This window comes from Klebsiella sp. K5-306 (genome assembly GCF_051835185.1).
GTDB classification, from domain to species: Bacteria; Pseudomonadota; Gammaproteobacteria; order Enterobacterales; family Enterobacteriaceae; genus Klebsiella; species Klebsiella oxytoca.
Window position 1 is genome coordinate 183,679 of record NZ_JAIFJY010000013.1, and the last position, 20,753, is coordinate 204,431.

At 55.0% G+C, this 20,753-nt stretch carries 20 protein-coding genes; 12 read left to right on the forward strand and 8 right to left on the reverse strand.

Translation table 11 applies throughout. The features are described 5' to 3' along the window. Positions 1-37 precede the first annotated feature (37 nt). Positions 38-1,855 carry a maltodextrin glucosidase gene (malZ, locus tag K2184_RS19985; protein WP_023320422.1) on the forward strand — a complete coding sequence of 606 codons (1,818 nt, stop codon included), beginning with the start codon at positions 38-40 and terminating at the stop codon, positions 1,853-1,855. Here malZ and K2184_RS19990 read toward each other — a convergent pair. Next, the gene (locus tag K2184_RS19990; protein ID WP_004099406.1) at positions 1,852-2,754 is read right to left on the reverse strand and encodes a LysR family transcriptional regulator; all 903 of its coding nucleotides are present in this window, start codon (positions 2,752-2,754) and stop codon (positions 1,852-1,854) included. The two genes, malZ and K2184_RS19990, sit on opposite strands and share 4 nt — an antisense overlap. Positions 2,755-3,045: 291 nt before the next feature. Between K2184_RS19990 and K2184_RS19995 the strand changes: the two genes are divergently transcribed. The 3 genes from K2184_RS19995 (at position 3,046) to K2184_RS20005 (ending at position 6,262) form a co-directional block, all read left to right on the forward strand. Then, positions 3,046-3,687: a hydrolase gene (locus K2184_RS19995; protein WP_064344842.1), complete on the forward strand. Its 642-nt coding sequence runs from the start codon at positions 3,046-3,048 to the stop codon at positions 3,685-3,687. Between the two features lie 136 nt (positions 3,688-3,823). After that, positions 3,824-4,369: an antibiotic biosynthesis monooxygenase gene (locus K2184_RS20000; protein ID WP_004099408.1), complete on the forward strand. Its 546-nt coding sequence runs from the start codon at positions 3,824-3,826 to the stop codon at positions 4,367-4,369. A gap of 24 nt (positions 4,370-4,393) precedes the next feature. Further along, the gene (locus K2184_RS20005; RefSeq protein WP_004110974.1) at positions 4,394-6,262 is read left to right on the forward strand and encodes an amidohydrolase; all 1,869 of its coding nucleotides are present in this window, start codon (positions 4,394-4,396) and stop codon (positions 6,260-6,262) included. Positions 6,263-6,336: 74 nt separating this feature from the next. Here K2184_RS20005 and fba read toward each other — a convergent pair whose 3' ends face one another. The 7 genes from fba to acpH form a co-directional block, all read right to left on the reverse strand. Next, positions 6,337-7,197: a class II fructose-1,6-bisphosphate aldolase gene (gene fba / locus K2184_RS20010; RefSeq protein WP_004110975.1), complete on the reverse strand. Its 861-nt coding sequence runs from the start codon at positions 7,195-7,197 to the stop codon at positions 6,337-6,339. A 29-nt stretch (positions 7,198-7,226) separates the two neighbouring features. Further along, positions 7,227-8,189, reverse strand: coding sequence for a carbohydrate kinase family protein (locus K2184_RS20015; RefSeq protein ID WP_004099413.1), 963 nt, complete (start codon positions 8,187-8,189; stop codon positions 7,227-7,229). 68 nt (positions 8,190-8,257) lie between these two features. Beyond that, complete coding sequence (locus K2184_RS20020) at positions 8,258-9,649, reverse strand: PTS ascorbate transporter subunit IIC (RefSeq protein WP_004099414.1); 1,392 nt, start codon at positions 9,647-9,649, stop codon at positions 8,258-8,260. A gap of 20 nt (positions 9,650-9,669) precedes the next feature. Beyond that, positions 9,670-9,957 carry a PTS sugar transporter subunit IIB gene (locus K2184_RS20025; RefSeq protein WP_004099415.1) on the reverse strand — a complete coding sequence of 96 codons (288 nt, stop codon included), beginning with the start codon at positions 9,955-9,957 and terminating at the stop codon, positions 9,670-9,672. Positions 9,958-9,962: 5 nt separating this feature from the next. Next, positions 9,963-10,406 carry a PTS sugar transporter subunit IIA gene (locus tag K2184_RS20030; protein ID WP_004099417.1) on the reverse strand — a complete coding sequence of 148 codons (444 nt, stop codon included), beginning with the start codon at positions 10,404-10,406 and terminating at the stop codon, positions 9,963-9,965. 458 nt (positions 10,407-10,864) lie between these two features. Continuing rightward, positions 10,865-11,467, reverse strand: coding sequence for a peroxiredoxin (locus K2184_RS20035; RefSeq protein WP_004099418.1), 603 nt, complete (start codon positions 11,465-11,467; stop codon positions 10,865-10,867). Positions 11,468-11,637: 170 nt separating this feature from the next. Next, positions 11,638-12,219 (reverse strand): ACP phosphodiesterase, encoded by a 582-nt coding sequence (gene acpH, locus K2184_RS20040; RefSeq protein ID WP_064355463.1) that lies wholly within the window; start codon positions 12,217-12,219, stop codon positions 11,638-11,640. Positions 12,220-12,477: 258 nt separating this feature from the next. Here acpH and queA point away from each other — a divergent pair, with 258 nt between their 5' ends. The 8 genes from queA to K2184_RS20080 all read left to right on the forward strand — a co-directional run bounded on the left by queA (position 12,478) and on the right by K2184_RS20080 (position 20,721). Continuing rightward, entirely contained in the window at positions 12,478-13,542 is a 1,065-nt protein-coding gene (gene queA / locus K2184_RS20045) for a tRNA preQ1(34) S-adenosylmethionine ribosyltransferase-isomerase QueA (RefSeq protein WP_023320427.1), read from the forward strand. 196 nt (positions 13,543-13,738) lie between these two features. After that, complete coding sequence (tgt, locus tag K2184_RS20050) at positions 13,739-14,866, forward strand: tRNA guanosine(34) transglycosylase Tgt (RefSeq protein WP_004099421.1); 1,128 nt, start codon at positions 13,739-13,741, stop codon at positions 14,864-14,866. Positions 14,867-14,888: 22 nt separating this feature from the next. Beyond that, positions 14,889-15,221: a preprotein translocase subunit YajC gene (yajC, locus tag K2184_RS20055; RefSeq protein WP_004099423.1), complete on the forward strand. Its 333-nt coding sequence runs from the start codon at positions 14,889-14,891 to the stop codon at positions 15,219-15,221. Positions 15,222-15,248: 27 nt separating this feature from the next. Next, positions 15,249-17,096 (forward strand): protein translocase subunit SecD, encoded by a 1,848-nt coding sequence (secD, locus tag K2184_RS20060; RefSeq protein ID WP_071530320.1) that lies wholly within the window; start codon positions 15,249-15,251, stop codon positions 17,094-17,096. A 10-nt stretch (positions 17,097-17,106) separates the two neighbouring features. Then, the gene (gene secF / locus K2184_RS20065; RefSeq protein WP_004099428.1) at positions 17,107-18,078 is read left to right on the forward strand and encodes a protein translocase subunit SecF; all 972 of its coding nucleotides are present in this window, start codon (positions 17,107-17,109) and stop codon (positions 18,076-18,078) included. Between the two features lie 117 nt (positions 18,079-18,195). Next, positions 18,196-19,587 (forward strand): M24 family metallopeptidase, encoded by a 1,392-nt coding sequence (locus tag K2184_RS20070; protein WP_004099430.1) that lies wholly within the window; start codon positions 18,196-18,198, stop codon positions 19,585-19,587. A 64-nt stretch (positions 19,588-19,651) separates the two neighbouring features. Further along, positions 19,652-20,017 carry a VOC family protein gene (locus K2184_RS20075; protein WP_004099432.1) on the forward strand — a complete coding sequence of 122 codons (366 nt, stop codon included), beginning with the start codon at positions 19,652-19,654 and terminating at the stop codon, positions 20,015-20,017. Between the two features lie 14 nt (positions 20,018-20,031). After that, a complete protein-coding gene (locus K2184_RS20080) occupies positions 20,032-20,721 on the forward strand; it encodes a helix-turn-helix transcriptional regulator (protein ID WP_004099434.1) in 690 nt (229 codons plus the stop codon). The last annotated feature ends 32 nt before the right edge of the window (positions 20,722-20,753 follow it).

Consider the following 20,753-nt stretch of genomic DNA (forward strand, 5'->3'; position numbering starts at 1 on the left):
GGCAAGGTGTGCCCATTCTGCAAAGAGAGGAATAATGATGTTGAAGGCATGGCACCTCCCGGTTGCTCCGTTTATTAAGGAGCAGCCGGAACGACTGATTATCACGCTATGGTTAAGCGGCGAGGATCTGCCGCCGCGGGTCACGCTACGCGCGGAAGAAGATAACGAGGAGCTGTCGCTGCCGATGCGCCGCCTGCGGCAGGAACCGCATCCGGGCGTGGTGGCGTGGCGCGGGGAAATCAGCCTCGTCAACGGGCTACCGCGTCGCCGTTACAGTTTCAAGCTGCTGTGGGCCGACCGCCAGCTGTGGTTCACACCGCAGGGGTTCAATCGTTTTCCGCCGGCGCGGCTGGAGCAGTTTGCGGTTGATATGCCGGATAGCGGGCCGCAGTGGGTGGCCGATCAGGTGTTTTACCAAATCTTCCCTGACCGCTTCGCCCGCAGCCAGTCACGCGACGCCGGGCAGGATAACGTTTATTACCACCATGCCGCCGGTCACGATATCGTGCGCAAGGCGTGGGATGAGCCGCTAACCGGCGAGGCGGGCGGCTCTACCTTCTACGGCGGCGATCTCGATGGGATCAGCGAAAAACTGCCGTACCTGAAGCAGCTTGGCGTCACGGCGCTTTATCTGAACCCGATATTTGTCGCTCCCAGCGTGCATAAATACGATACCGAGGATTACCGTCGCGTTGACCCGCAGTTTGGCGGCGATGCGGCGCTGCTGCGCCTGCGTCACAACTCGCAAAAAGAGGGGATGCGCCTGATCCTTGACGGCGTGTTCAACCACAGCGGCGATTCGCATGCCTGGTTCGACCGCCATCAGCGCGGTAGCGGCGGCGCCTGCCACAACGCCGATTCGCCGTGGCGCGACTGGTATAATTTTTCTCCCGAGGGCATTGCCCACGATTGGCTGGGATACGCCAGTCTGCCTAAGCTCGACTACCGGTCGGCGACGCTGATAGATGAGATCTATGGTGGAGAAGATAGCGTGGTGCGCCACTGGCTGAAAGCGCCGTGGAGCATGGACGGCTGGCGGCTGGATGTCGTGCATATGCTCGGTGAAGACGGCGGGGCGCGTAATAACCTGCGCCATATCGCCGGCATTACCCAGGCAGCGAAGCAGGAGCGGCCGGAAGCCTTCGTGTTCGGGGAGCATTTCGGCGACGCGCGCCAGTGGCTACAGGCCGACGTAGAAGACTCGGCGATGAACTACCGCGGCTTTACCTTCCCGCTATGGGGCTTTCTCGCCAATACCGATATCTCCTACGACCCGCAGAAAATCGATGCGCAAACCTGCATGGCGTGGATGGACAACTATCGTGCCGGACTGTCGCATCAGCAGCAGCTGCGGATGTTCAACCAGCTTGATAGCCACGATACCGCGCGCTTTAAGTCTCTGTTGGGTAAAGATGTTGCGCGTCTGCCGTTGGCGGTGGTGTGGCTGTTCAGCTGGCCTGGGGTACCGTGCATCTACTACGGCGATGAAGTGGGCGTGGATGGCAATAACGATCCGTTCTGCCGTAAACCCTTCCCGTGGGATCCGGCTTTGCAGGATGGCGAACTGCTCGACCTGTACAAGCGCATGAGCAAACTGCGTAAGGCTAATCAGGCGCTACGCTACGGCGGCTGTCAGGTGATCTATGCCGAAGAGAACGTGGTGGTGTTCGTGCGAGTCTATAAGCAACAGCGCGTGCTGGTGGCGATTAACCGCGGCGCGGCCTGCGAGGTGGTGGTAGAAGATTCGCCGCTGCTTGACGTTCACGGCTGGCAGTTGAAAGAGGGCGCCGGTGATCTGCACGAGAGTGTGCTGACGCTGCCAGCGATCTCCGCCAGCGTGTGGTTTAGCCGTTAGTCATAGAGCTGGCTCAGGCTCTCGCTCTGCAAAATGGCCTCGCGCCACCAGCGCTGGGCCAGTCCGTCATTACCGCTGCGCCAGGCCATATAGGTGATATCTTTCTCGCGGCACGAGATGACGGCCTTTTCGACCAGCTCGCCGCTTTCCAGCCACCGCCGGGCAATATGGCGCGGTAAAAAGCCGCAGCCCAGCCCGGCGCGCAAGAGTTCAACTTTACTGGCGAAATCATCCACGCGGATTTGCGGCTGTTCGTCGAGCAGGTTGCTGTTGAGCGGATGACAGTAGCGGGCGCTGTCGCTGATCACGACCGCGCGGTGCAGGCTGAGCTGCTTGTTGGTCAGCGGTTGGGTCGTTTGCGCCAGCGGGTGCCCCGGCGCGATGACGAAAATATTGTCCATGGCGCCGAGCATTTTCCACGACCACTCGGCGGAGGTTGGCGGTTCATTGATCGCCCCAAGAATAATATCCGCGCCGTTGTGGGTGAGCTCTTCCCACGAGCCCGCGAGGGTATGGTGGGTAAAGTTAAGCCGGGTTTGCGGGTGCTGGGCGTAGAAAGCATCGATCAGCGGCAGCAGCGCGCTAAACGGGAAAGAGTCATCCAGCGCGATAGCCAGATCCCGCTCCCAACCGGCGCTGAGCTGCACTGCCTGCTTTTCCAGATCCTTAGCGGCATTCAGCAGCAATCGACCCTTCTCCAGCATCATTCTGCCCGTATCGGTAAATTTAGCCCGGTGGCCGGAGCGATCCAGCAGAGTGATATTCAGATCGTTTTCCAGCTTTTGGATCATGTAGCTCAGCGCAGCTGGGGTCTTAAATAGCGATTCGGCGGCGGTGGCAAAAGAGCCATGTTTGTCCAGCGCGTCGAGAATTAACAGGACATCAAGATTCAGGCGCATGCGTCAGATTCCGGTAAAAATGAGTGCCTCCGTTTTACCGGAGCGCCCTGTTCAATTCCAGTGAATAATTTAGAACGGTTAACCGTAAAAATTTGATAAACATAATTTTGCTCGTTTTGTAATGGTTAATCTAATCGCCATAACTTTTCGCTTTGGAAATAAATTAGAAAAAAATCTTTAATAACTCGTTAGAAATTACTGACTATACTCACCATGCTTTATCAGTCAGGATCCAGACAGCTCAACGGCAACGGTAGTATCTTTTTAACTCATTGATTAACAGGATATGTTATGTCTATTCGTGAACTGCTCGATCCCTCTAACTCGGCGCTTATTTTTATTGACCACCAGCCACAAATGGCTTTTGGTGTGGCAAATATTGACCGCCAGACCCTGAAAAATAATACGGTTGCTTTAGCCAAAGCAGGCAAAATTTTTAATGTCCCGGTAATTTATACTTCCGTCGAAACCAAGAGCTTCAGCGGCTATATCTGGCCGGAATTGCTGGCCGTCCATCCTGATGTGAAACCCATTGAACGTACCTCGATGAACTCCTGGGAAGACACGGCTTTTGTTGAAGCGGTAAAGGCGACCGGACGCAAGAAACTGATTATTTCTGCTCTGTGGACTGAAGTCTGCCTGACGTTCCCGGCGCTGATGGCGCTGGATGCGGGCTATGAAGTTTACGTGGTGACCGATACCTCCGGCGGCACCTCGGTTGATGCCCACGAACGCTCCATTGACCGTATGGTGCAGGCCGGTGCGGTGCCGGTGACCTGGCAGCAGGTGCTGCTTGAGTACCAGCGCGACTGGTCGCGTAAAGAGACCTATGACGCGGTGATGGATCTGGTGCGCGAGCATAGCGGCGCTTACGGCATGGGCGTGGATTACGCTTATACGATGGTGCATGGCGCGCCAGAGCGTAAAGCTTAAATACACTTCATCCTTCAAGCTGCCTCTTTGTTGGCTTCGTTTGCCCGCCTCGAGGCAGCATGAAAGATTTTGTGCATTGTTGTTTATGGCTAATGGCGGGGATATCCCGCCATTCCCCTGAAGCAAGGAACTCTTAATGGCGCAGCAGAAATCGGTGACCCTGGTTATCAGTCATGTGCTCGACCCGGAGCATGGCCAACGGTATGAAGCGTGGCTGGGCAAAATTATGCCGATTGCGGCTGAATTTCCCGGTCATCTTGGCGCAAACGTGATTCGCCCGGCTCCCGGGCAGAATTTATGGAGCATTATCATTCGCTTCGACACCATTGAGCATCTTTACGCCTGGACCCAGTCGGAAACCCGGCGCGAACTGGTGGCGGAAATCGCACCGCTGCTGAGCGAAGGCGATCGTACCGAAGTCCGGACTGAACCGGCCTTCTGGTTTACGCCGCCTGCGGCGAATGTGCGCCAGCCGCGACGCTGGAAGCAATTTTTAATCACCCTGCTGGTGATTTTCCCCAGTACTAACCTGGTGCCGTCGATAACCGGAATGCTGTTGCCCTCGCTGAAGGGAAGCCTGCTGCTGCACCTCATCAATGATGCCTGTGTGGTCGCGCTGGTGGTCTGGTTCTGGATGCCCATCGTGACCCGTCTGTTTGCTGGCTGGTTAAAGAAAAACTGAGTCAGCCTCCTGAAGGAGAACGTTATGTCGCAAACTGCCACACTGATCCTGACTCACGGTCGGGTTCATACTCTCGATCGTCAAAATCCCCTGGCCGATGCGGTGGCGATCGCTGACGGTAAAATCCTCGCCGCCGGTAGTCACGATCGGATCATGAGTTTTGCCGCGGAAGGGACGCAAATTATCGATCTTAAAGGTCATACGGTGATCCCCGGTCTTAACGACTCCCACCTGCACCTGATCCGCGGCGGTCTGAACTACAACCTGGAGCTACGCTGGGAGGGGGTTCCCTCGCTGGCGGATGCGCTGCGGATGCTGAAAGATCAGGCCGATCGCACGCCGTCGCCGCAGTGGGTGCGGGTGGTCGGCGGCTGGAGCGAATTTCAGTTCGCCGAACGGCGGATGCCGACGCTCGAGGAGCTTAACGATGCGGCGCCGGATACCCCGGTATTTGTCCTGCACCTGTACGATCGCGCGCTGCTGAACCGCGCGGCGCTGAAGGCGGTGGGCTACACCAAAGAGACGCCGGATCCGGCGGGCGGCGAGATCGTTCGCGACGGCAACGGTAATCCTACCGGCATGTTGATTGCCAAACCCAACGCGATGATCCTCTACTCAACGCTGGCCAAAGGGCCGAAGCTACCGCTGGAACTGCAGGTCAACTCAACGCGCCAGTTTATGCGCGAGCTGAATCGTCTGGGGCTAACCAGCGCTATCGATGCCGGAGGCGGTTTCCAGAACTACCCGGAAGATTATGAAATTATTGAACAGCTGCACGCCAAAGAGCAGATGACCGTGCGGATCGCCTATAACCTGTTTACCCAGCGACCTAAGCAGGAGCTGGAAGATTTTGAGCGCTGGACCGATATGCTCAAGCCGGGACAGGGCACCGACTTTTACCGCGCCAACGGCGCCGGGGAGATGCTGGTTTTCTCGGCGGCGGATTTTGAAGATTTCCTGCAGCCGCGTCCGGACCTCCCGGAGGGAATGGAAGATGAGCTGGAGCGGGTGGTGCGCCACCTGGTAGAGCACCGCTGGCCGTTCCGCCTGCACGCCACCTACGATCAATCCATCAGCCGGATGCTCGACGTCTTCGAGAAGGTAAATCGCGAAATTCCGTTCAATGGTCTGCACTGGTTCTTCGATCATGCGGAAACCATCACCGAACGCAATATCGAACGCGTCAAAGCGCTGGGCGGCGGCATAGCGGTTCAGCACCGTATGGCTTTCCAGGGCGAATATTTTGTCGACCGCTACGGTAAAGATGCGGTCAAACATACGCCGCCGGTGGCGAAAATGCTCGAGCTGGACGTTCCGGTGGGACTGGGGACGGATGCTACCCGCGTGGCGAGCTACAATCCGTGGACCGCGCTCTACTGGCTGGTTTCCGGACGTACCGTCGGCGGAATGGCGATGTACGACGACAGCAACCGCCTGCCGCGCGACGTGGCGCTGGAGCTGTGGACGGCGGGAAGCGCGTGGTTCTCAAGCGAGCAGGGTAAGAAAGGGCGCATTGAGCAAGGCCAGCTTGCCGATCTGGTGGTGCTGTCGAAAGACTATTTCAGCGTCGCGGAAGAGGAAATTAAGGGGATCGAGTCGGTACTGACGGTCGTTGACGGCAAGGTGGTGTACGCCGCCGGACACTTTTCGCCGCTGGCGCCGCCGCCCATTCCGGTGCTGCCAGAGTGGTCACCGGTGGTGAAGGTGCCGGGTCATTACCGTTCCGCGCCGCCGACCGCCGCGAAAATCGGCGCGATAGTTCAGATGCACCAGTGCTGCGGCAGCTGCGGCGTACACGGGCATCAGCATGATATTGCGCGCCAGTCGGCGATTCCGGTTGCCGATGAGCAGGCGTTCTGGGGCGTACTCGGCTGCTCCTGCTTTGCGTTTTAGCACCAGCTCAACCCGCCCCGGTATTGTCCGGCGGCGGGTTCCCTTCCTGACGAAAGCGCTTGTCTTTCCGTTTTTTAATAGCGGTTCTGTGAACCAAAAAGCGCGATGCGCCGCGCAATCATTTCGCGTACCGGTTTCAGTCCCTGATTAATCACTTTGCGCGGGTCGTTCACGTCATGACCGGTATCGGCGGCAAACAGGGCTTTCACCTCCTGACACCAGGCGTACATATTTTCGGTATTGACGTTGATTTTGGCCGTACCGCAGGCGATGGCTTTACGCATGTCGTCATCGGCAATACCGGTACCGCCGTGCAGGACCAGCGGAACATTGACTCGCTCAGAAATGGCTTTCATCTCCGTAAAACCCAGTTTGGCTTTGCCTTTATACAGTCCATGGGTCGAACCCAGCGCCGCCGCCAGGCAGTCAACCTGAGTTTCTTTCACCAGGGTGTAGCACTCCTCAGGGTCGGCGTAGATGACCGCCGAATTGACGATGCCATCTTCGCTTCCGGCAATCGTCCCCAGCTCCGCCTCGACGGAGATGCCTTTGCTGTGCGCCAGCGCAACCAGATGGCGAGTGATGGCGAGGTTTTCGCTGAACGGCAGATGTGAGCCGTCAAACATAATGGAACTGAATCCGGCCTCGATAGCCGCCTCGCAGGCCTCGCGGGTGGTACCGTGGTCCAGATGCAAAGCCACCGGAATATCAATATGTAAATAATCCATGGCATTGACCACTATGTCATGAATACATTTTAATCCCAGCATATGTTTCACCGTACCGCCGGAAACGCCTAAAATAATGGGCGAGCGCAGTTGTTGTCCGGTACTTAATACAGCGCCGACCCACTCAAGATTATTAATATTGAATTGCCCTACGGCATAACCGTCCCGTAGGGCATGCTGAAGCATGTCCTTCATAGAAACTAACATAGTCACCTCGTGTTATTAATTAATAGCAATCATTCATCAAAATATTGCTTTAAGTTTCTTTCATAGCTATTTAAAGAATTGTGAACGACGGCAAGATCCGGCATCGATTCACGTACACCTTTTTTCTCAATAGAAATAGCGGCGGTGAGGCTGGCGAATAAAATAATATTGTCAATGTGCCAGGAGTAGTGAACGCCGTAGGTAAAAGCGCCATGAAATACGTCTCCCGCGCCGGTGGTATCAACAGCATTGCACAGCCAGGAGGGAACTATTTGCAGCATCCCGCTCTTTAAAAATGCGCAGCCTTTTTCACCAAGGGTAATAAAGGCTTCGCCGCGGCAAATTTTATTAAGCTCAATGAGCGCCGCCTTAATTTCTGCTTCAGTACTCAGGGCGCGATATCCCATATAGTCCCGGGCAAAATGTTCACTGACCACAAAATAATCGGTCCAGGCCGCCAGCTTAATATTACTGGCGCGTAGTGAGCCGCCATCCATGACTACCCGGGCGTTTGGCAGTTTCTTAATTAAATACTCGCTGATCTCGGCTTCATGGCCATCCACTAATAGCGTTACCGGTTCTTCAGCGGCGATGAGCCGTTCGGCTAAATCATCGAGCTTGAGCTTCTGATCGTAGGTTAGCGACGGCGGCGTCTGCATTTTACGGGTGATGATCGTCCGCGAACCCGTCAGGCGATTGACCAGCACCGAAGCCAGGGGGGTGATCATTTCATCAGAAAAGACCACCTGACTGGTATCAACGCCCGCTTCGGCAAATTCAGCAATAATTCGCTGGCCGTAAAGATCCTGATTCAGATGGCCGATGTAATAGACATCCTCCCCCCATAGCCCCAACAGCCATGCCGCATTCGCTGCCGGCCCGCCGCCGCTTTCAATAAAATCGTGACAGAAATTTTTGGTATTCTCCTGCGGCCATTCATTTAAAAAGAAAAACTGATCAAAACATGAAAACCCGATGGACAAGATAGCCATAACCACTCCTGATTATTTTGTCAGCTGCGGGAAGAGAGGTTCCTTCCCGCAGGGAAAAATGAAACCGCTTATTCATTTTTCTTATCCGCAGTGAGCTCCTCATAGCTGAGCGTGTCACCGACCACGCGAACTGAACGAAAGCAGAATGGCACCAGCAGTGCGACGATCAGTGCCAGACAAATCAAATAGATAGTAATCTGGCCAAACTGGGTGAAAGCGTTGCCGATGATGATGCCCCAAACCGCGAAGTCGAAGTCGGCGAAGGTGCTATTTTCAAAGCCCAGATTACCCAGCGCCGGCAGCAGCATCGCCGGAAGGAAAGCAAGGAAGATACCGCCGATAAATGAGGCGATGATGCAGCCGCGTTTACCGCCCAGCTTATCGGCGAAAACACCGGAGGTGCCGCCGCAGAAGAAGTGCGGCACCATGCCCGGAATAATCAGCGCCATACCCAATCCGCCAAGAAAAAGCATGCCGACCAGTCCACCAATGAACGAGCTGATAAAGCCGACGACGACCGCGGTTGGGCTAAAGGTGAAGAATACCGCGCAGTCAACGGCGGGGATGGAGTTGGGGATCAGCTTCTGGCTAATTCCCTGGAACGCCGGTACCAGATCGCCGAGGATCAGCCGCACGCCGTTGTAGACGATAGCGACGCCAACCGCAAACTGCAGGCCGGTCAGGACAGAGAAGATCAGCATATTTTGATCCGTAATGGTGCTGAGATACTCGCTACCGGCGACGGCGCTGCATACAAAGTAGATGACGAACATGACGATCCCGGTGGTGACCGTGGTATCGCGCAGAAAGCCCCATTTCTCTGAGATTTCGGTATCGGCGAACGAGTTCGCCGGGTTGCCGGTTTTGGTGGCGATCCACGCTGAAATGTAGTAGCCCAGAGAACCAAAATGTCCCATCGCAATACCGCCATCTTCGGTGACCTGCTTGGTATAGCGTTGGCCAATGGCCGGAGATATCGCCGACCATGAGCCGAGCAGGAATCCGCCGATGAGCACCAGCATCCAGCCGCGGAATTCCGCCGCCTGTAGCACCGCTGAGAACAGACAGGCAAGGAAGAAAGAGTGATGGCCGGTAAGGAAGATATATTTATACTTAGTGCAGCGGGCAATAAGCAGGTTAAAAATAAAACCTAACAGTAGAATACTCATGGTTTCTACGCCCAGCACCTTCTGGGCGACGGAGACAATGGCCTCGTTGTTAGGAATAACGCCACGGATATTAAACCCGGCTTCGATAATCCCACCCAGCGGATTGAGGTTAGCAACGATAACCCCTGCGCCGGCGCTTAGCATTAAATAGCCCAGGATAGGCTTTAAGGTGCCGGTGAGTAATTTATTTCCGGGGGAGCGCAGCGCCACTAAACCGACAAATGCGATAATCCCCATCAGAAATGCGGGTTGACTAAATATTTCCGATAAGAAACTAAGAATAGCCTGCATGATCGTTCCCTCAATAATGATTAAGAGTGAGTCGCAGCAATTTTGGTGAGTGCTTCGGTAATATCCTCGGCGATTTTCGCTTTATGCACGTAGCTGCGAATAATGGCGACATTACAATGCGCAGGAAATTGGTTTGCCAGCTCTTTAATTGTGACGTAAAGGTCAGCTTTTTCTCCAACAGCGTTGGCAAAATCAACGGAGGCGACGTCGGCTTTAATACCCAATTCATCACAGATCTTTTTGACATTATTCGCAGCCATTAATGAACTGCCAATACCGTTACCACAAACTGTTCTGATAACTAACATAATGACTACTCCATTTGTTGTTGGATGAAATGTAATACTGAATCGATATCATTGGCCTGCTGAAGGAAGGTCACAATGTCAGACTCAATCAGCGAGGCTATTAGCTGAATCATTTTTATGTGGCTATCGGCATCCGCGCCGGCGATGGCGATGATGACGTTAACCGGATCAAACTCCTCATGGCCAAAGACGATTGGCTGCCTGCTGGTGACTAAAGAGAAGCCCGTGCGCAAGGCGCCTTTTTCTGGCCGGGCATGAGGCATCGCCAGGCCGTAGTCGATAACAATGGCGGGACCAAAATCCTGATAGACCTCGACCATTTCATTCACATATTCCGGATGACATATATTTTGTTGAGTCAGCAGCTTTCCGGCGAATTCGATACCCTGTACGGCGTTGGAAATATCCTGCTTAAGCGCAACCAGTTCAGCGTTAAAAATAATATCCATCATCCGATCCTTACTGGGTTCATATTCTTGAACTCGATCATGACCAAATATATCAATAAAAATTATGGGTTAGATCACAGATGGATTTTTAAATATTGAAGTCGATCACACTGACGGCAAAAGTGAATTACTTTATCGGTTCTGAGGTTTTTTATTATCTTGTTTAATATCAATTGGTTGTGTTTTTTCTTTTTGCCGGTAAGAAAATGGGAGCAGGAGCCAATGGTTAAATCGCTGAATTTAAAATGAAGAAATGTAATACTCATCACAAATATTGGGCGGTTTTTTTTACAAAGTTTGAACGAGATAGCAAAAAAAGCCCTGACGGAGGATCTTACTTATTCGTGACATCAATATTTGTATGCTGATGAGTTAAAAAGCTGTGGCGAGCGGGTAACTCCAGGCGGTAAAAACAAAAAAGGCCCGCATCTGCGAGCCTTTTGCTGAACGTTTGCCGATTACAGGCTGGAAACGTTCTCGGTCAGGTATTTAGCCACGCCTTCCGGAGAAGCGGCCATCCCTTCTTTTCCTTTTTCCCACTGCGCCGGGCAAACTTCGCCGTGCTCTTCGTGGAACTGCAGCGCGTCAACCATGCGCAGCATTTCGTCGATGTTACGGCCCAGCGGCAGGTCGTTAACGACCTGGTGGCGAACAACGCCGTTGGCATCGATCAGGAAGGAACCGCGCAGGGCAACGCCTTCGTCCGGGTGCTCGATACCGTACGCTTTCTGGATTTCGCGTTTGATGTCCGCAACCATCGCGTATTTCACCGGGCCGATGCCGCCCTGGTCCACTGGAGTGTTACGCCATGCGTTATGGACGAACTCGGAGTCAAAAGAAACGCCAACCACTTCGACGCCGCGTTTCTGGAATTCTTCGTAGCGTTTGTCAAAAGCGATCAGTTCGGACGGGCAAACGAAGGTGAAGTCCATCGGCCAGAAGAACAGAACGGTCGCTTTACCGCTGGTATGCTGTTTGAAGTTGAATTTCTCAACGATTTCGCCGTTACCTAAAACTGCTGCTGCGGTGAAGTCCGGAGCCTGACGAGTAACCAGAACCATATGATTCTCCTGTTAATACTAAGGTTAATTGGAACGCAACGCGGGCAAGTATAGGGAGAGGGGCGGGGGAACTCAACGCGACGCTGACAATCGCTGAGATAGTTTTTGCCTATCAATCGTTATTTAAAAGCGCTTTTCAGAATAGCCTTTTCCGCCAAAAGCGCAATCATTTATAGTTCGCGTTTTTCCGCCTGCGTCATCATCTGCGGATAAAAGCGCCAGAACTGCCGCTCAAGGCGATCGTAGTGGGTATCCAGATCCTGCCAGGAGTCGCGCAGGGCATCGAGTCGCGGGCGGCGGCTGGCCATCCCGTTCAGCACGCGCTGAATAAAATCCATATCCCGGTAACGTTCAAGCCAGCGCTCCGACCACAGATAGTCATTGAGATTGATAAAGCGCGGCGGGGAGGCTGGGAGGATCGGCGTGACCTGGGCGTGAGCGTAGCGGACAAACTCCGGCAGCGGCAGTTCCGGCGACAGCTGCGCCCAGTGGCGTGACAAAAAATGGTCCCACATCACATCCAGCGTAATGGGGGCAACCCGGCGCGTTTCGGCGCGGAACCACGCTTTGGCTTCGGTGACTTCCGGCAGGTTATCGGTCAGCACATCGATCCGGCGGTGCATAAAGATGCCCTCCGCGACGTCAGCCGGCCACTCATCAGCGGGGTTGCCGCGAACGAAATCGGCCAGCAAATTGCCGGAAAGGGAGCTATCGGCGAGATGAGCAAGATGCAGGTGCGCGAGAAAATTCATATAAACTTCATCCTTCAAACTGCCTCTTTGTTGGCTGCTGAGTTACTCGTCTCATCCATGAGACTGGCCCTTACGGGCCGCCGCTGCGCGGCGTTCAAATCTGTTCCTGGCAGATTTGTCACTCACTCAGTTGCTGTTTCGATGCATCTTGAATGATTTTGTGTATAGATTATGTTATTCATCCCGAGGGGTAAAGGTTGCAGGGATAACCTCCCGGCACTAGACTACCCGCCTCTTTATTAAGTCTGAGTTACCGTCATGCGCGTTGCCGATTTTTCCTTTGAATTACCTGAATCCCTGATTGCCCACTATCCGATGCCTGAGCGCAGCAGCTGCCGCTTGCTGTCATTAGACGGGCCGACAGGCGCGCTGACGCACGGTACTTTCACTGATTTACTCGATAAGCTCAACCCTGGCGATCTGCTGGTATTTAATAATACCCGCGTGATCCCGGCCCGTCTGTTTGGCCGTAAAGCCAGCGGCGGCAAGATTGAAGTGCTGGTTGAGCGGATGCTCGATGATAAGCGTATTCTGGCACATATTCGCGCTTCGAAAGCGCCGAAACCGGGCGCAGAACTGCTGCTCGGCGACGATGAAAGTATTAAAGCGACCATGGTTGCACGTCACGACGCGCTGTTTGAAGTTGAGTTCGATGACGCGCGCAGCGTGCTGGATATTCTCAACGCTATCGGCCATATGCCGCTGCCGCCGTATATCGATCGTCCTGACGAAGACGCCGACCGTGAGCTGTATCAGACCGTCTATAGCGAAAAACCGGGGGCCGTTGCCGCGCCAACCGCCGGCCTGCACTTTGATGAGCCCTTGCTGGCGAAGCTTCGTGAAAAAGGCGTGGAGATGGCCTTCGTCACGCTGCACGTTGGGGCCGGAACCTTCCAGCCGGTGCGCGTAGACAGCATTGAAGATCACATCATGCACTCTGAATATGCCGAAGTGCCGCAGGAGGTGGTCGATGCGGTGCTGGCGGCAAAAGCGCGCGGCAACCGGGTGATTGCCGTCGGGACGACGTCGGTGCGTTCGCTGGAAAGCGCGGCGCAGGCGGCAAAAAACGACCTGATTGAGCCTTTCTTCAACGATACGCAGATTTTCATCTACCCGGGCTATCAGTACAAAGTCATCGATGCGCTGGTGACCAACTTCCATCTGCCTGAATCGACGCTGATTATGCTGGTCTCTGCTTTTGCCGGCTATCAGCATACGATGAACGCCTATAAGGCTGCGGTAGAACAAAAATATCGCTTTTTTAGCTACGGTGACGCGATGTTTATCACGTACAATCCGCAGGCTATTTTTGAGCGTCCCTAAGAAGGCGATCTCACTCGCCATTTTGACGCCAGGCAGTAATCGCCATTCTCACGGACATGGCGTACGCTCCGGTGGCTGTGCGCTGAGCGATTGCAAACTGGCTGCGCCGATGACGCCTTCAGGAATTTATTAGCTATGGAATCATTCCGTAGCGAATCGTTAAACGTCAGACTGTTTTTCTGACGCAGGAGTGATAATGAAATTTGAGTTAGATACTACCGATGGTCGCGCGCGTCGCGGCCGTCTTGTGTTTGAGCGCGGCGTCGTTGAAACGCCAGCCTTTATGCCGGTTGGCACCTACGGCACCGTAAAAGGGATGACGCCGGAGGAAGTCGAAGCGACCGGCGCGCAAATCATCCTCGGTAATACTTTCCATCTGTGGCTGCGTCCTGGTCAGGAGATCATGAAGCTGCACGGCGATCTGCACGACTTTATGCAGTGGAAAGGACCGATCCTCACCGACTCCGGCGGCTTCCAGGTCTTCAGCCTTGGCGATATTCGCAAAATCACCGAGCAGGGCGTGCACTTCCGTAACCCGATCAACGGCGATCCGATTTTCCTCGATCCGGAAAAATCAATGGAGATTCAGTACGATCTCGGCTCCGACATCGTGATGATCTTCGACGAATGTACGCCATATCCGGCGGACTGGGACTACGCGAAGCGCTCAATGGAAATGTCCCTGCGCTGGGCGAAGCGCAGCCGCGACCGTTTTGACGGCCTCGGCAACAAAAACGCGCTGTTTGGTATCATTCAGGGCAGCGTTTACGAAGATTTACGTGATATCTCTGTTAAAGGTCTGGTAGAGATTGGCTTTGATGGCTACGCTGTCGGCGGTTTGGCTGTCGGTGAGCCGAAGGCAGATATGCATCGTATTCTGGAGCACGTCTGCCCGCAAATCCCGGCCGACAAACCGCGATACCTGATGGGCGTCGGTAAGCCGGAAGATTTGGTCGAAGGGGTGCGCCGCGGGATCGATATGTTCGACTGCGTCATGCCGACGCGCAACGCGCGCAACGGCCACCTGTTCGTCACCGACGGCGTGGTGAAAATCCGCAACGCGAAGCATAAGAGCGATACTTCGCCGCTGGATGCGGAGTGCGATTGCTACACGTGTCGCAACTATTCACGCGCTTACTTGCATCATCTCGACCGTTGCAACGAAATATTGGGCGCGCGTCTCAATACCATTCATAACCTGCGATACTATCAGCGCTTAATGGCTGGTTTACGCAAGGCTATCGAAGAGGGTAAATTAGAGAGCTTCGTGACCGATTTTTACCAACGTCAGGGTCGAACCGTTCCACCTTTGAACGTTGACTAATTTTAATAATGAGGGAATTTCAATGAGCTTTTTTATTTCTGATGCGGTAGCAGCAACCGGTGGCGCAGCGCAGGGCAGCCCGATGTCTCTGATCCTGATGCTGGTGGTGTTTGGTCTGATTTTTTACTTCATGATCCTGCGTCCACAGCAGAAACGCACCAAAGAACATAAAAACCTGATGAACTCCATCGCTAAAGGCGATGAAGTGCTGACGAACGGTGGCCTGGTTGGGCGCGTCACTAAAGTTGCCGAAAGCGGATATATCGCTATCGCACTGAACGACACCACTGAAGTGGTTATCAAACGTGACTTCGTAGCTGCCGTTCTGCCGAAAGGCACCATGAAGGCGCTGTAATTACCCATTTTCCCTAAGGGAACTGCCGTGTTAAACCGTTATCCTTTGTGGAAGTACGTCATGCTGGTCGTCGTTATTGTCGTCGGCTTAGTGTATGCGCTTCCCAACCTGTATGGTGAGGATCCGGCCGTTCAAATCACTGGCGCGCGCGGCGTCGCCGCCAGTGAGCAAACGCTGATCCAGGTCCAGAAAACACTACAAGAAGAAAAAATTACCGCGAAGTCTGTGGCACTGGAAGAGGGCGCAATTCTTGCGCGCTTCGACACCACTGATATCCAGCTGCGCGCGCGCGAAGCGCTGATGGGCGTGCTGGGTGACAAATACGTCGTGGCGCTTAACCTTGCTCCGGCAACCCCGCGCTGGCTGGCGGCCCTGTATGCCGAGCCAATGAAGCTGGGTCTTGACCTGCGCGGCGGCGTGCACTTCCTGATGGAAGTCGACATGGATACCGCGCTGAGCAAGCTGCAGGAACAAAACATCGACAGCCTGCGCAGCGAACTGCGTGATAAAGGCATTCCTTACGCGACCGTGCGTAAAGAAGACAACTACGGCCTGAGCATCGCCTTCCGCGATAGCGCCGCGCGCGACCAGGCTATCTCCTACCTTAGCCCTCGTCATCGCGATCTGGTTATTTCCGCTCAGGGCAGCACTGGCCTGAAAGCCGTGATGACCGACGACCGTCTGAAAGAAGCCCGCGAATACGCCGTACAGCAGAACATCAATATCCTGCGTAACCGTGTAAACCAGCTGGGCGTTGCCGAACCTCTGGTTCAGCGTCAGGGCGCCGACCGTATTGTGGTTGAACTGCCGGGTATCCAGGACACGGCGCGAGCCAAAGAGATTCTTGGCGCGACCGCGACGCTGGAGTTCCGTCTGGTTAACACTAACGTTGATAGCGCCGCAGCGGCTTCCGGTCGCGTTCCGGGCGACTCTGAAGTGAAATATACCCGCGAAGGCCAGCCGGTTGTGCTGTACAAGCGCGTGATCCTCACCGGTGACCACATCACCGACTCGACGTCGAGCATGGATGAGTACAACCAGGCGCAGGTTAACATCTCCCTGGATAGCGCTGGCGGCAACATCATGTCTAACTTCACCAAGGACAACATCGGTAAACCGATGGCGACCCTGTTCGTGGAGTACAAAGACAGCGGTAAGAAAGATGCCAACGGTCGTGCGATTCTGGCGAAAGAGGAAGAGGTGATTAACATCGCCAATATCCAGTCTCGTCTGGGTAACAGCTTCCGTATTACCGGCATCAGCAATGCGACCGAAGCGCGTCAGCTCTCTCTGCTGCTGCGTGCAGGTGCGCTGATTGCGCCGATTCAGATTGTTGAAGAACGGACTATCGGCCCAACCCTGGGGATGCAGAACATCAAACAGGGCCTGGAAGCCTGTCTGGCCGGTCTGGTGGTCTCTATCCTGTTCATGATCTTCTTCTACAAGAAGTTCGGCCTGATTGCGACCTCGGCGCTGATTGCCAACCTGGTGCTGATTGTCGGCATTATGTCCCTGATTCCGGGGGCGACGCTGACTATGCCGGGGATTGCGGGGATCGTGTTAACCCTTGCGGTAGCGGTCGATGCGAACGTTCTGATTAACGAACGTATTAAAGAAGAGCTGAGCAACGGGCGTTCCGTGCAGCAGGCGATTGACGAAGGTTATCGCGGCGCGTTTAGCTCCATCTTTGATGCCAACATTACGACGCTTATCAAAGTCATTATCCTGTACGCGGTCGGTACCGGTGCCATTAAAGGGTTTGCGATTACCACCGGTATCGGTATTGCGACCTCAATGTTTACCGCTATCGTCGGCACCCGTGCCATCGTGAACCTGCTGTACGGCGGCAAGCGCGTTAAAAAGCTGTCTATCTGAGGAGTGCGTTGTGGCACAGGAATATACTGTTGAACAATTGAACCACGGCCGTAAAGTCTGGGACTTTATGCGCTGGGACTACTGGGCCTTCGGCATTTCAGGTTTTTTGCTGATTCTGTCCATTATTATCATTGGCGTGCGCGGGTTTAACTGGGGTCTGGATTTCACCGGCGGTACGGTGATTGAGATCACCCTCGAAAAGCCTGTTGATATGGATCAGGTGCGCCAGTCGCTGCAGAAGGCGGGCTTCGAAGAGCCGCAGCTGCAAAACTTTGGCAGCAGCCGCGACATCATGGTGCGTATGCCGCCGGTACATGACGCCAACGGCAGCCAGGAGCTGGGCAGCAAGGTCGTTAACGTGATTAACGAATCGACCAGCCAGAATGCGACGGTCAAGCGTATTGAGTTTGTGGGGCCGAGCGTCGGCGCAGACCTGGCGCAGACCGGTGCGCTGGCGCTGATAGCCGCGCTGGTGTGTATCCTGATCTACGTAGGGTTCCGCTTTGAGTGGCGCCTGGCGGCAGGGGTTGTTATTGCGCTGGCGCACGACGTGGTGATCACCATGGGCGTGCTGTCGCTACTGCATATCGAGATCGACCTGACCATTGTGGCCTCGTTGATGTCGGTTATCGGCTACTCGCTGAACGACAGTATCGTGGTATCTGACCGTATTCGTGAAAACTTCCGCAAGATTCGCCGCGGTACGCCGTACGAAATCTTTAACGTGTCGTTGACGCAGACCCTGCACCGTACTTTGATCACCTCCGGGACGACCTTGATGGTTATCCTGATGCTGTATCTCTTCGGTGGCCCGATTCTGGAAGGCTTCTCGCTGACCATGCTGATCGGTGTCTCCATCGGTACGGCTTCTTCTATCTACGTTGCGTCCGCGCTGGCGCTCAAGCTGGGCATGAAGCGCGAGCACATGCTGCAGCAGAAAGTCGAGAAAGAAGGGGCGGATCAGCCGTCAATTCTGCCGTAAGGCAATCGTGCATTGATAAACGAATCCCGGTCGCAAGGCCGGGATTTTTTTTTATTACAACCGGCCGGATTTTGGTTACTCTCCCGTATCAGCGCTAAATGACATGGAGAAATGCCGATGGCTGTCGTAACTCTTTCCACCGTTCCTCAACCCCCGCTCTGGTACGATGTGCCTTCCGTCACGCTTAACGACGACACGCTGCGCCAGCGCAAAGCGAAGGTGCTGGCGAATATGCGGCAGCAAGGGCTGGATACGCTTATCATCTATGCCGATAAAGAGCACGGCGGCAACTTTGAGTATCTCACCGGTTTTATTCCCCGTTTCGAAGAGGCGCTACTGGTAGTGCATCGGGACGGTGAGGCGGTGCTGGTACTGGGTAACGAGAACCTGAAGCTGGCAAGCTACGCGCGGCTGGAAAATCGTGTGATTCACGCCCCGTGGTTTTCGCTGCCCAATCAACCGATGGAACCCCGCAAAACGCTGGCTCAGCTGTTTCAGGAGGCGGGCGTTGTGGGGGGAAAAAGAATTGGCCTCGCGGGCTGGAAGCTCTTTACCGGCGCGGTTGATGACCGCGCGCGGATGTTCGATCTGCCCGCCTTTATCGTTGACGCTATTCGCGAGGCAGCCGGGCCGCAGGCAAGTATAACCAACGCCACCGGCATTTTTATCGACCCGGCAAGCGGAGCGCGAATCACCAATAATGCCAACGAGCTGGCGCACTATGAGTACGGTGCTAATCTCGCCTCAACCGCGATTCTGACCGCGCTTAACGCCATTGCGCCGGGAAAAACGGAAAAGCAAATCGGCGCGCTGCTGGCGGCGGAAGGGCAAGCGAATAGCGTGGTGATGATTGCCGCCACCGGCGATCGCTTTGCCGGAGCGAATCTCTACCCCAGCGATAAAGCTATCCAGCGCGGAGATAAATTCTCGCTCACCACCAGTTTTAAAGGCGGCCTGAGCAGCCGCGCCGCCTACGTGGTGGCCGATGAGAGTGAACTGGCGCCTGAGGTGGCTGATTATCTGGACGTAGTGGCGAAGCCCTATTTCAACGCGGTGGTGAACTGGCTGGAAAATCTGCGCATCGGCATGCGCGGCGGCGATATGTATGCCCTGATCGAGCGAGTATTGCCGAAGGCGGAATATCACTGGCACCTGAATCCGGGGCATCTGGTCGCGGATGAAGAGTGGCTCTGCTCGCCCATTGGCCCCCATTCAGCCGCCTGTCTGCAAAGCGGAATGATATTGCAGATCGACATTATTCCTTCCCGAGCGGGCTACGGCGGCGCAAGCATTGAAGATACCGTGGCGCTTGCCGACAGCGCGCTGCGTCGGGAGCTGGCGCAAAGTTACCCCGAGCTCTGGCAGCGCATTGTCGCCAGACGATCGTATATCGGCAATCGGCTTGGCATTGCGCTTCCTGAAGAGGTGCTGCCTTTCTCCAGTACCGTCGGCTACCTGCGTCCGTGGCTGCTTAGCCCGGAGCGCGCGCTGGTCTGCGCACCATGCTGACACAATGCTGTCAGTAGGCCTGTCATACACTCCTCCTGAACCCAAACAATGGACAGGAGGAAGTATGAACAACGTCATTAACTGGTTTGAGATCCCGGTTGCCGATATGGATCGTGCCGTGGCGTTTTACGAGCCGGTGATGCAGGTCACGCTGAAACGGGAAAATATGGAGTGTGCCGAAATGGCCGTATTTCCTTATCAGGACCCGGCTCCCGGCGGTGCGCTGGCAAAGTTTGATAGCGTTAAGCCCTCCGATCAGGGATGCATTATCTATCTGCATACCGATAATCTGACGGCCACGCTAGAACGCGTCAACTCTGCGGGCGGAAGCTGCGTTTTTGGCCCCTTTGAGCTGGCGGACGATATCGGCACGATTGCCCTGTTTATCGATAGTGAGGGGAATCGGATTGGTTTGCATCAACCCGCATAAATGAGATAACAAAAATGAGCCGACGCGCCGACCGTCTTTTTCAAATCGTGCAGATCCTGCGGGGGAGGAGATTAACCACCGCCGGATTGTTGGCCGAGCGGCTTGGCGTGTCAGAGCGCACTATTTACCGCGACATTCGCGATCTCTCGCTTTCCGGGGTTCCGGTTGAGGGAGAGGCCGGAAGCGGCTATCGGCTGCTGGCGGGCTATGATTTACCGCCGTTAATGCTGACAACCCAGGAATCGGAAGCGCTGATAGCCGCTATTCGGCTACTGCAAACCTGGGGCGGCGCGTCGCTGTCCCGGGCGCTGGAATCGGCGCAGGAAAAGGTGCTGGCGATATTGCCCGCGGAGAGCCGACGTAAGGCCGAGCAGTCGCGGCTGTTCGCACCGGACTTTGGTTCCCAGGGCTATAGCAAAGATCAGTTTGATTTGGTGCATCGGGCGGTCTCCGCTCAGCAGGCGCTCGCGCTGCGCTATCGTGATGAAGCGGGAAATCAGTCGCAGCGAGAAGTGCTGCCGCTGGGGCTTTTTTTCTGGGGCGAGCGCTGGCTGCTGGTGACCTGGTGCGAGCTGCGTGAGGATTATCGCTGTTTCCGTCTCGACCGCTGTCTGGAGATTTCCGCCACCGGGCGTCATTTCAGCGAACGAGCCGATCGTTCATTGAGTGATTTCTTGCGTAAGGTGAGGTGCGAAGAGCGTTAGCTTTAATTATCCCCGGCGCATTTGCCGGGGAT

What these genes read in the sequence shown, in the direction of transcription:
- malZ (WP_023320422.1), top strand. Translation starts at nt 38, where the DNA reads ATGTTGAAGGCATGGCACCTCCCGGTTGCTCCGTTTATTAAGGAGCAG.
- K2184_RS19990 (WP_004099406.1), bottom strand. Translation starts at nt 2,754, where the DNA reads ATGCGCCTGAATCTTGATGTCCTGTTAATTCTCGACGCGCTGGACAAA.
- K2184_RS19995 (WP_064344842.1), top strand. Translation starts at nt 3,046, where the DNA reads ATGTCTATTCGTGAACTGCTCGATCCCTCTAACTCGGCGCTTATTTTT.
- K2184_RS20000 (WP_004099408.1), top strand. Translation starts at nt 3,824, where the DNA reads ATGGCGCAGCAGAAATCGGTGACCCTGGTTATCAGTCATGTGCTCGAC.
- K2184_RS20005 (WP_004110974.1), top strand. Translation starts at nt 4,394, where the DNA reads ATGTCGCAAACTGCCACACTGATCCTGACTCACGGTCGGGTTCATACT.
- fba (WP_004110975.1), bottom strand. Translation starts at nt 7,197, where the DNA reads ATGTTAGTTTCTATGAAGGACATGCTTCAGCATGCCCTACGGGACGGT.
- K2184_RS20015 (WP_004099413.1), bottom strand. Translation starts at nt 8,189, where the DNA reads ATGGCTATCTTGTCCATCGGGTTTTCATGTTTTGATCAGTTTTTCTTT.
- K2184_RS20020 (WP_004099414.1), bottom strand. Translation starts at nt 9,649, where the DNA reads ATGCAGGCTATTCTTAGTTTCTTATCGGAAATATTTAGTCAACCCGCA.
- K2184_RS20025 (WP_004099415.1), bottom strand. Translation starts at nt 9,957, where the DNA reads ATGTTAGTTATCAGAACAGTTTGTGGTAACGGTATTGGCAGTTCATTA.
- K2184_RS20030 (WP_004099417.1), bottom strand. Translation starts at nt 10,406, where the DNA reads ATGGATATTATTTTTAACGCTGAACTGGTTGCGCTTAAGCAGGATATT.
- K2184_RS20035 (WP_004099418.1), bottom strand. Translation starts at nt 11,467, where the DNA reads ATGGTTCTGGTTACTCGTCAGGCTCCGGACTTCACCGCAGCAGCAGTT.
- acpH (WP_064355463.1), bottom strand. Translation starts at nt 12,219, where the DNA reads ATGAATTTTCTCGCGCACCTGCATCTTGCTCATCTCGCCGATAGCTCC.
- queA (WP_023320427.1), top strand. Translation starts at nt 12,478, where the DNA reads ATGCGCGTTGCCGATTTTTCCTTTGAATTACCTGAATCCCTGATTGCC.
- tgt (WP_004099421.1), top strand. Translation starts at nt 13,739, where the DNA reads ATGAAATTTGAGTTAGATACTACCGATGGTCGCGCGCGTCGCGGCCGT.
- yajC (WP_004099423.1), top strand. Translation starts at nt 14,889, where the DNA reads ATGAGCTTTTTTATTTCTGATGCGGTAGCAGCAACCGGTGGCGCAGCG.
- K2184_RS20070 (WP_004099430.1), top strand. Translation starts at nt 18,196, where the DNA reads ATGGCTGTCGTAACTCTTTCCACCGTTCCTCAACCCCCGCTCTGGTAC.
- K2184_RS20075 (WP_004099432.1), top strand. Translation starts at nt 19,652, where the DNA reads ATGAACAACGTCATTAACTGGTTTGAGATCCCGGTTGCCGATATGGAT.
- K2184_RS20080 (WP_004099434.1), top strand. Translation starts at nt 20,032, where the DNA reads ATGAGCCGACGCGCCGACCGTCTTTTTCAAATCGTGCAGATCCTGCGG.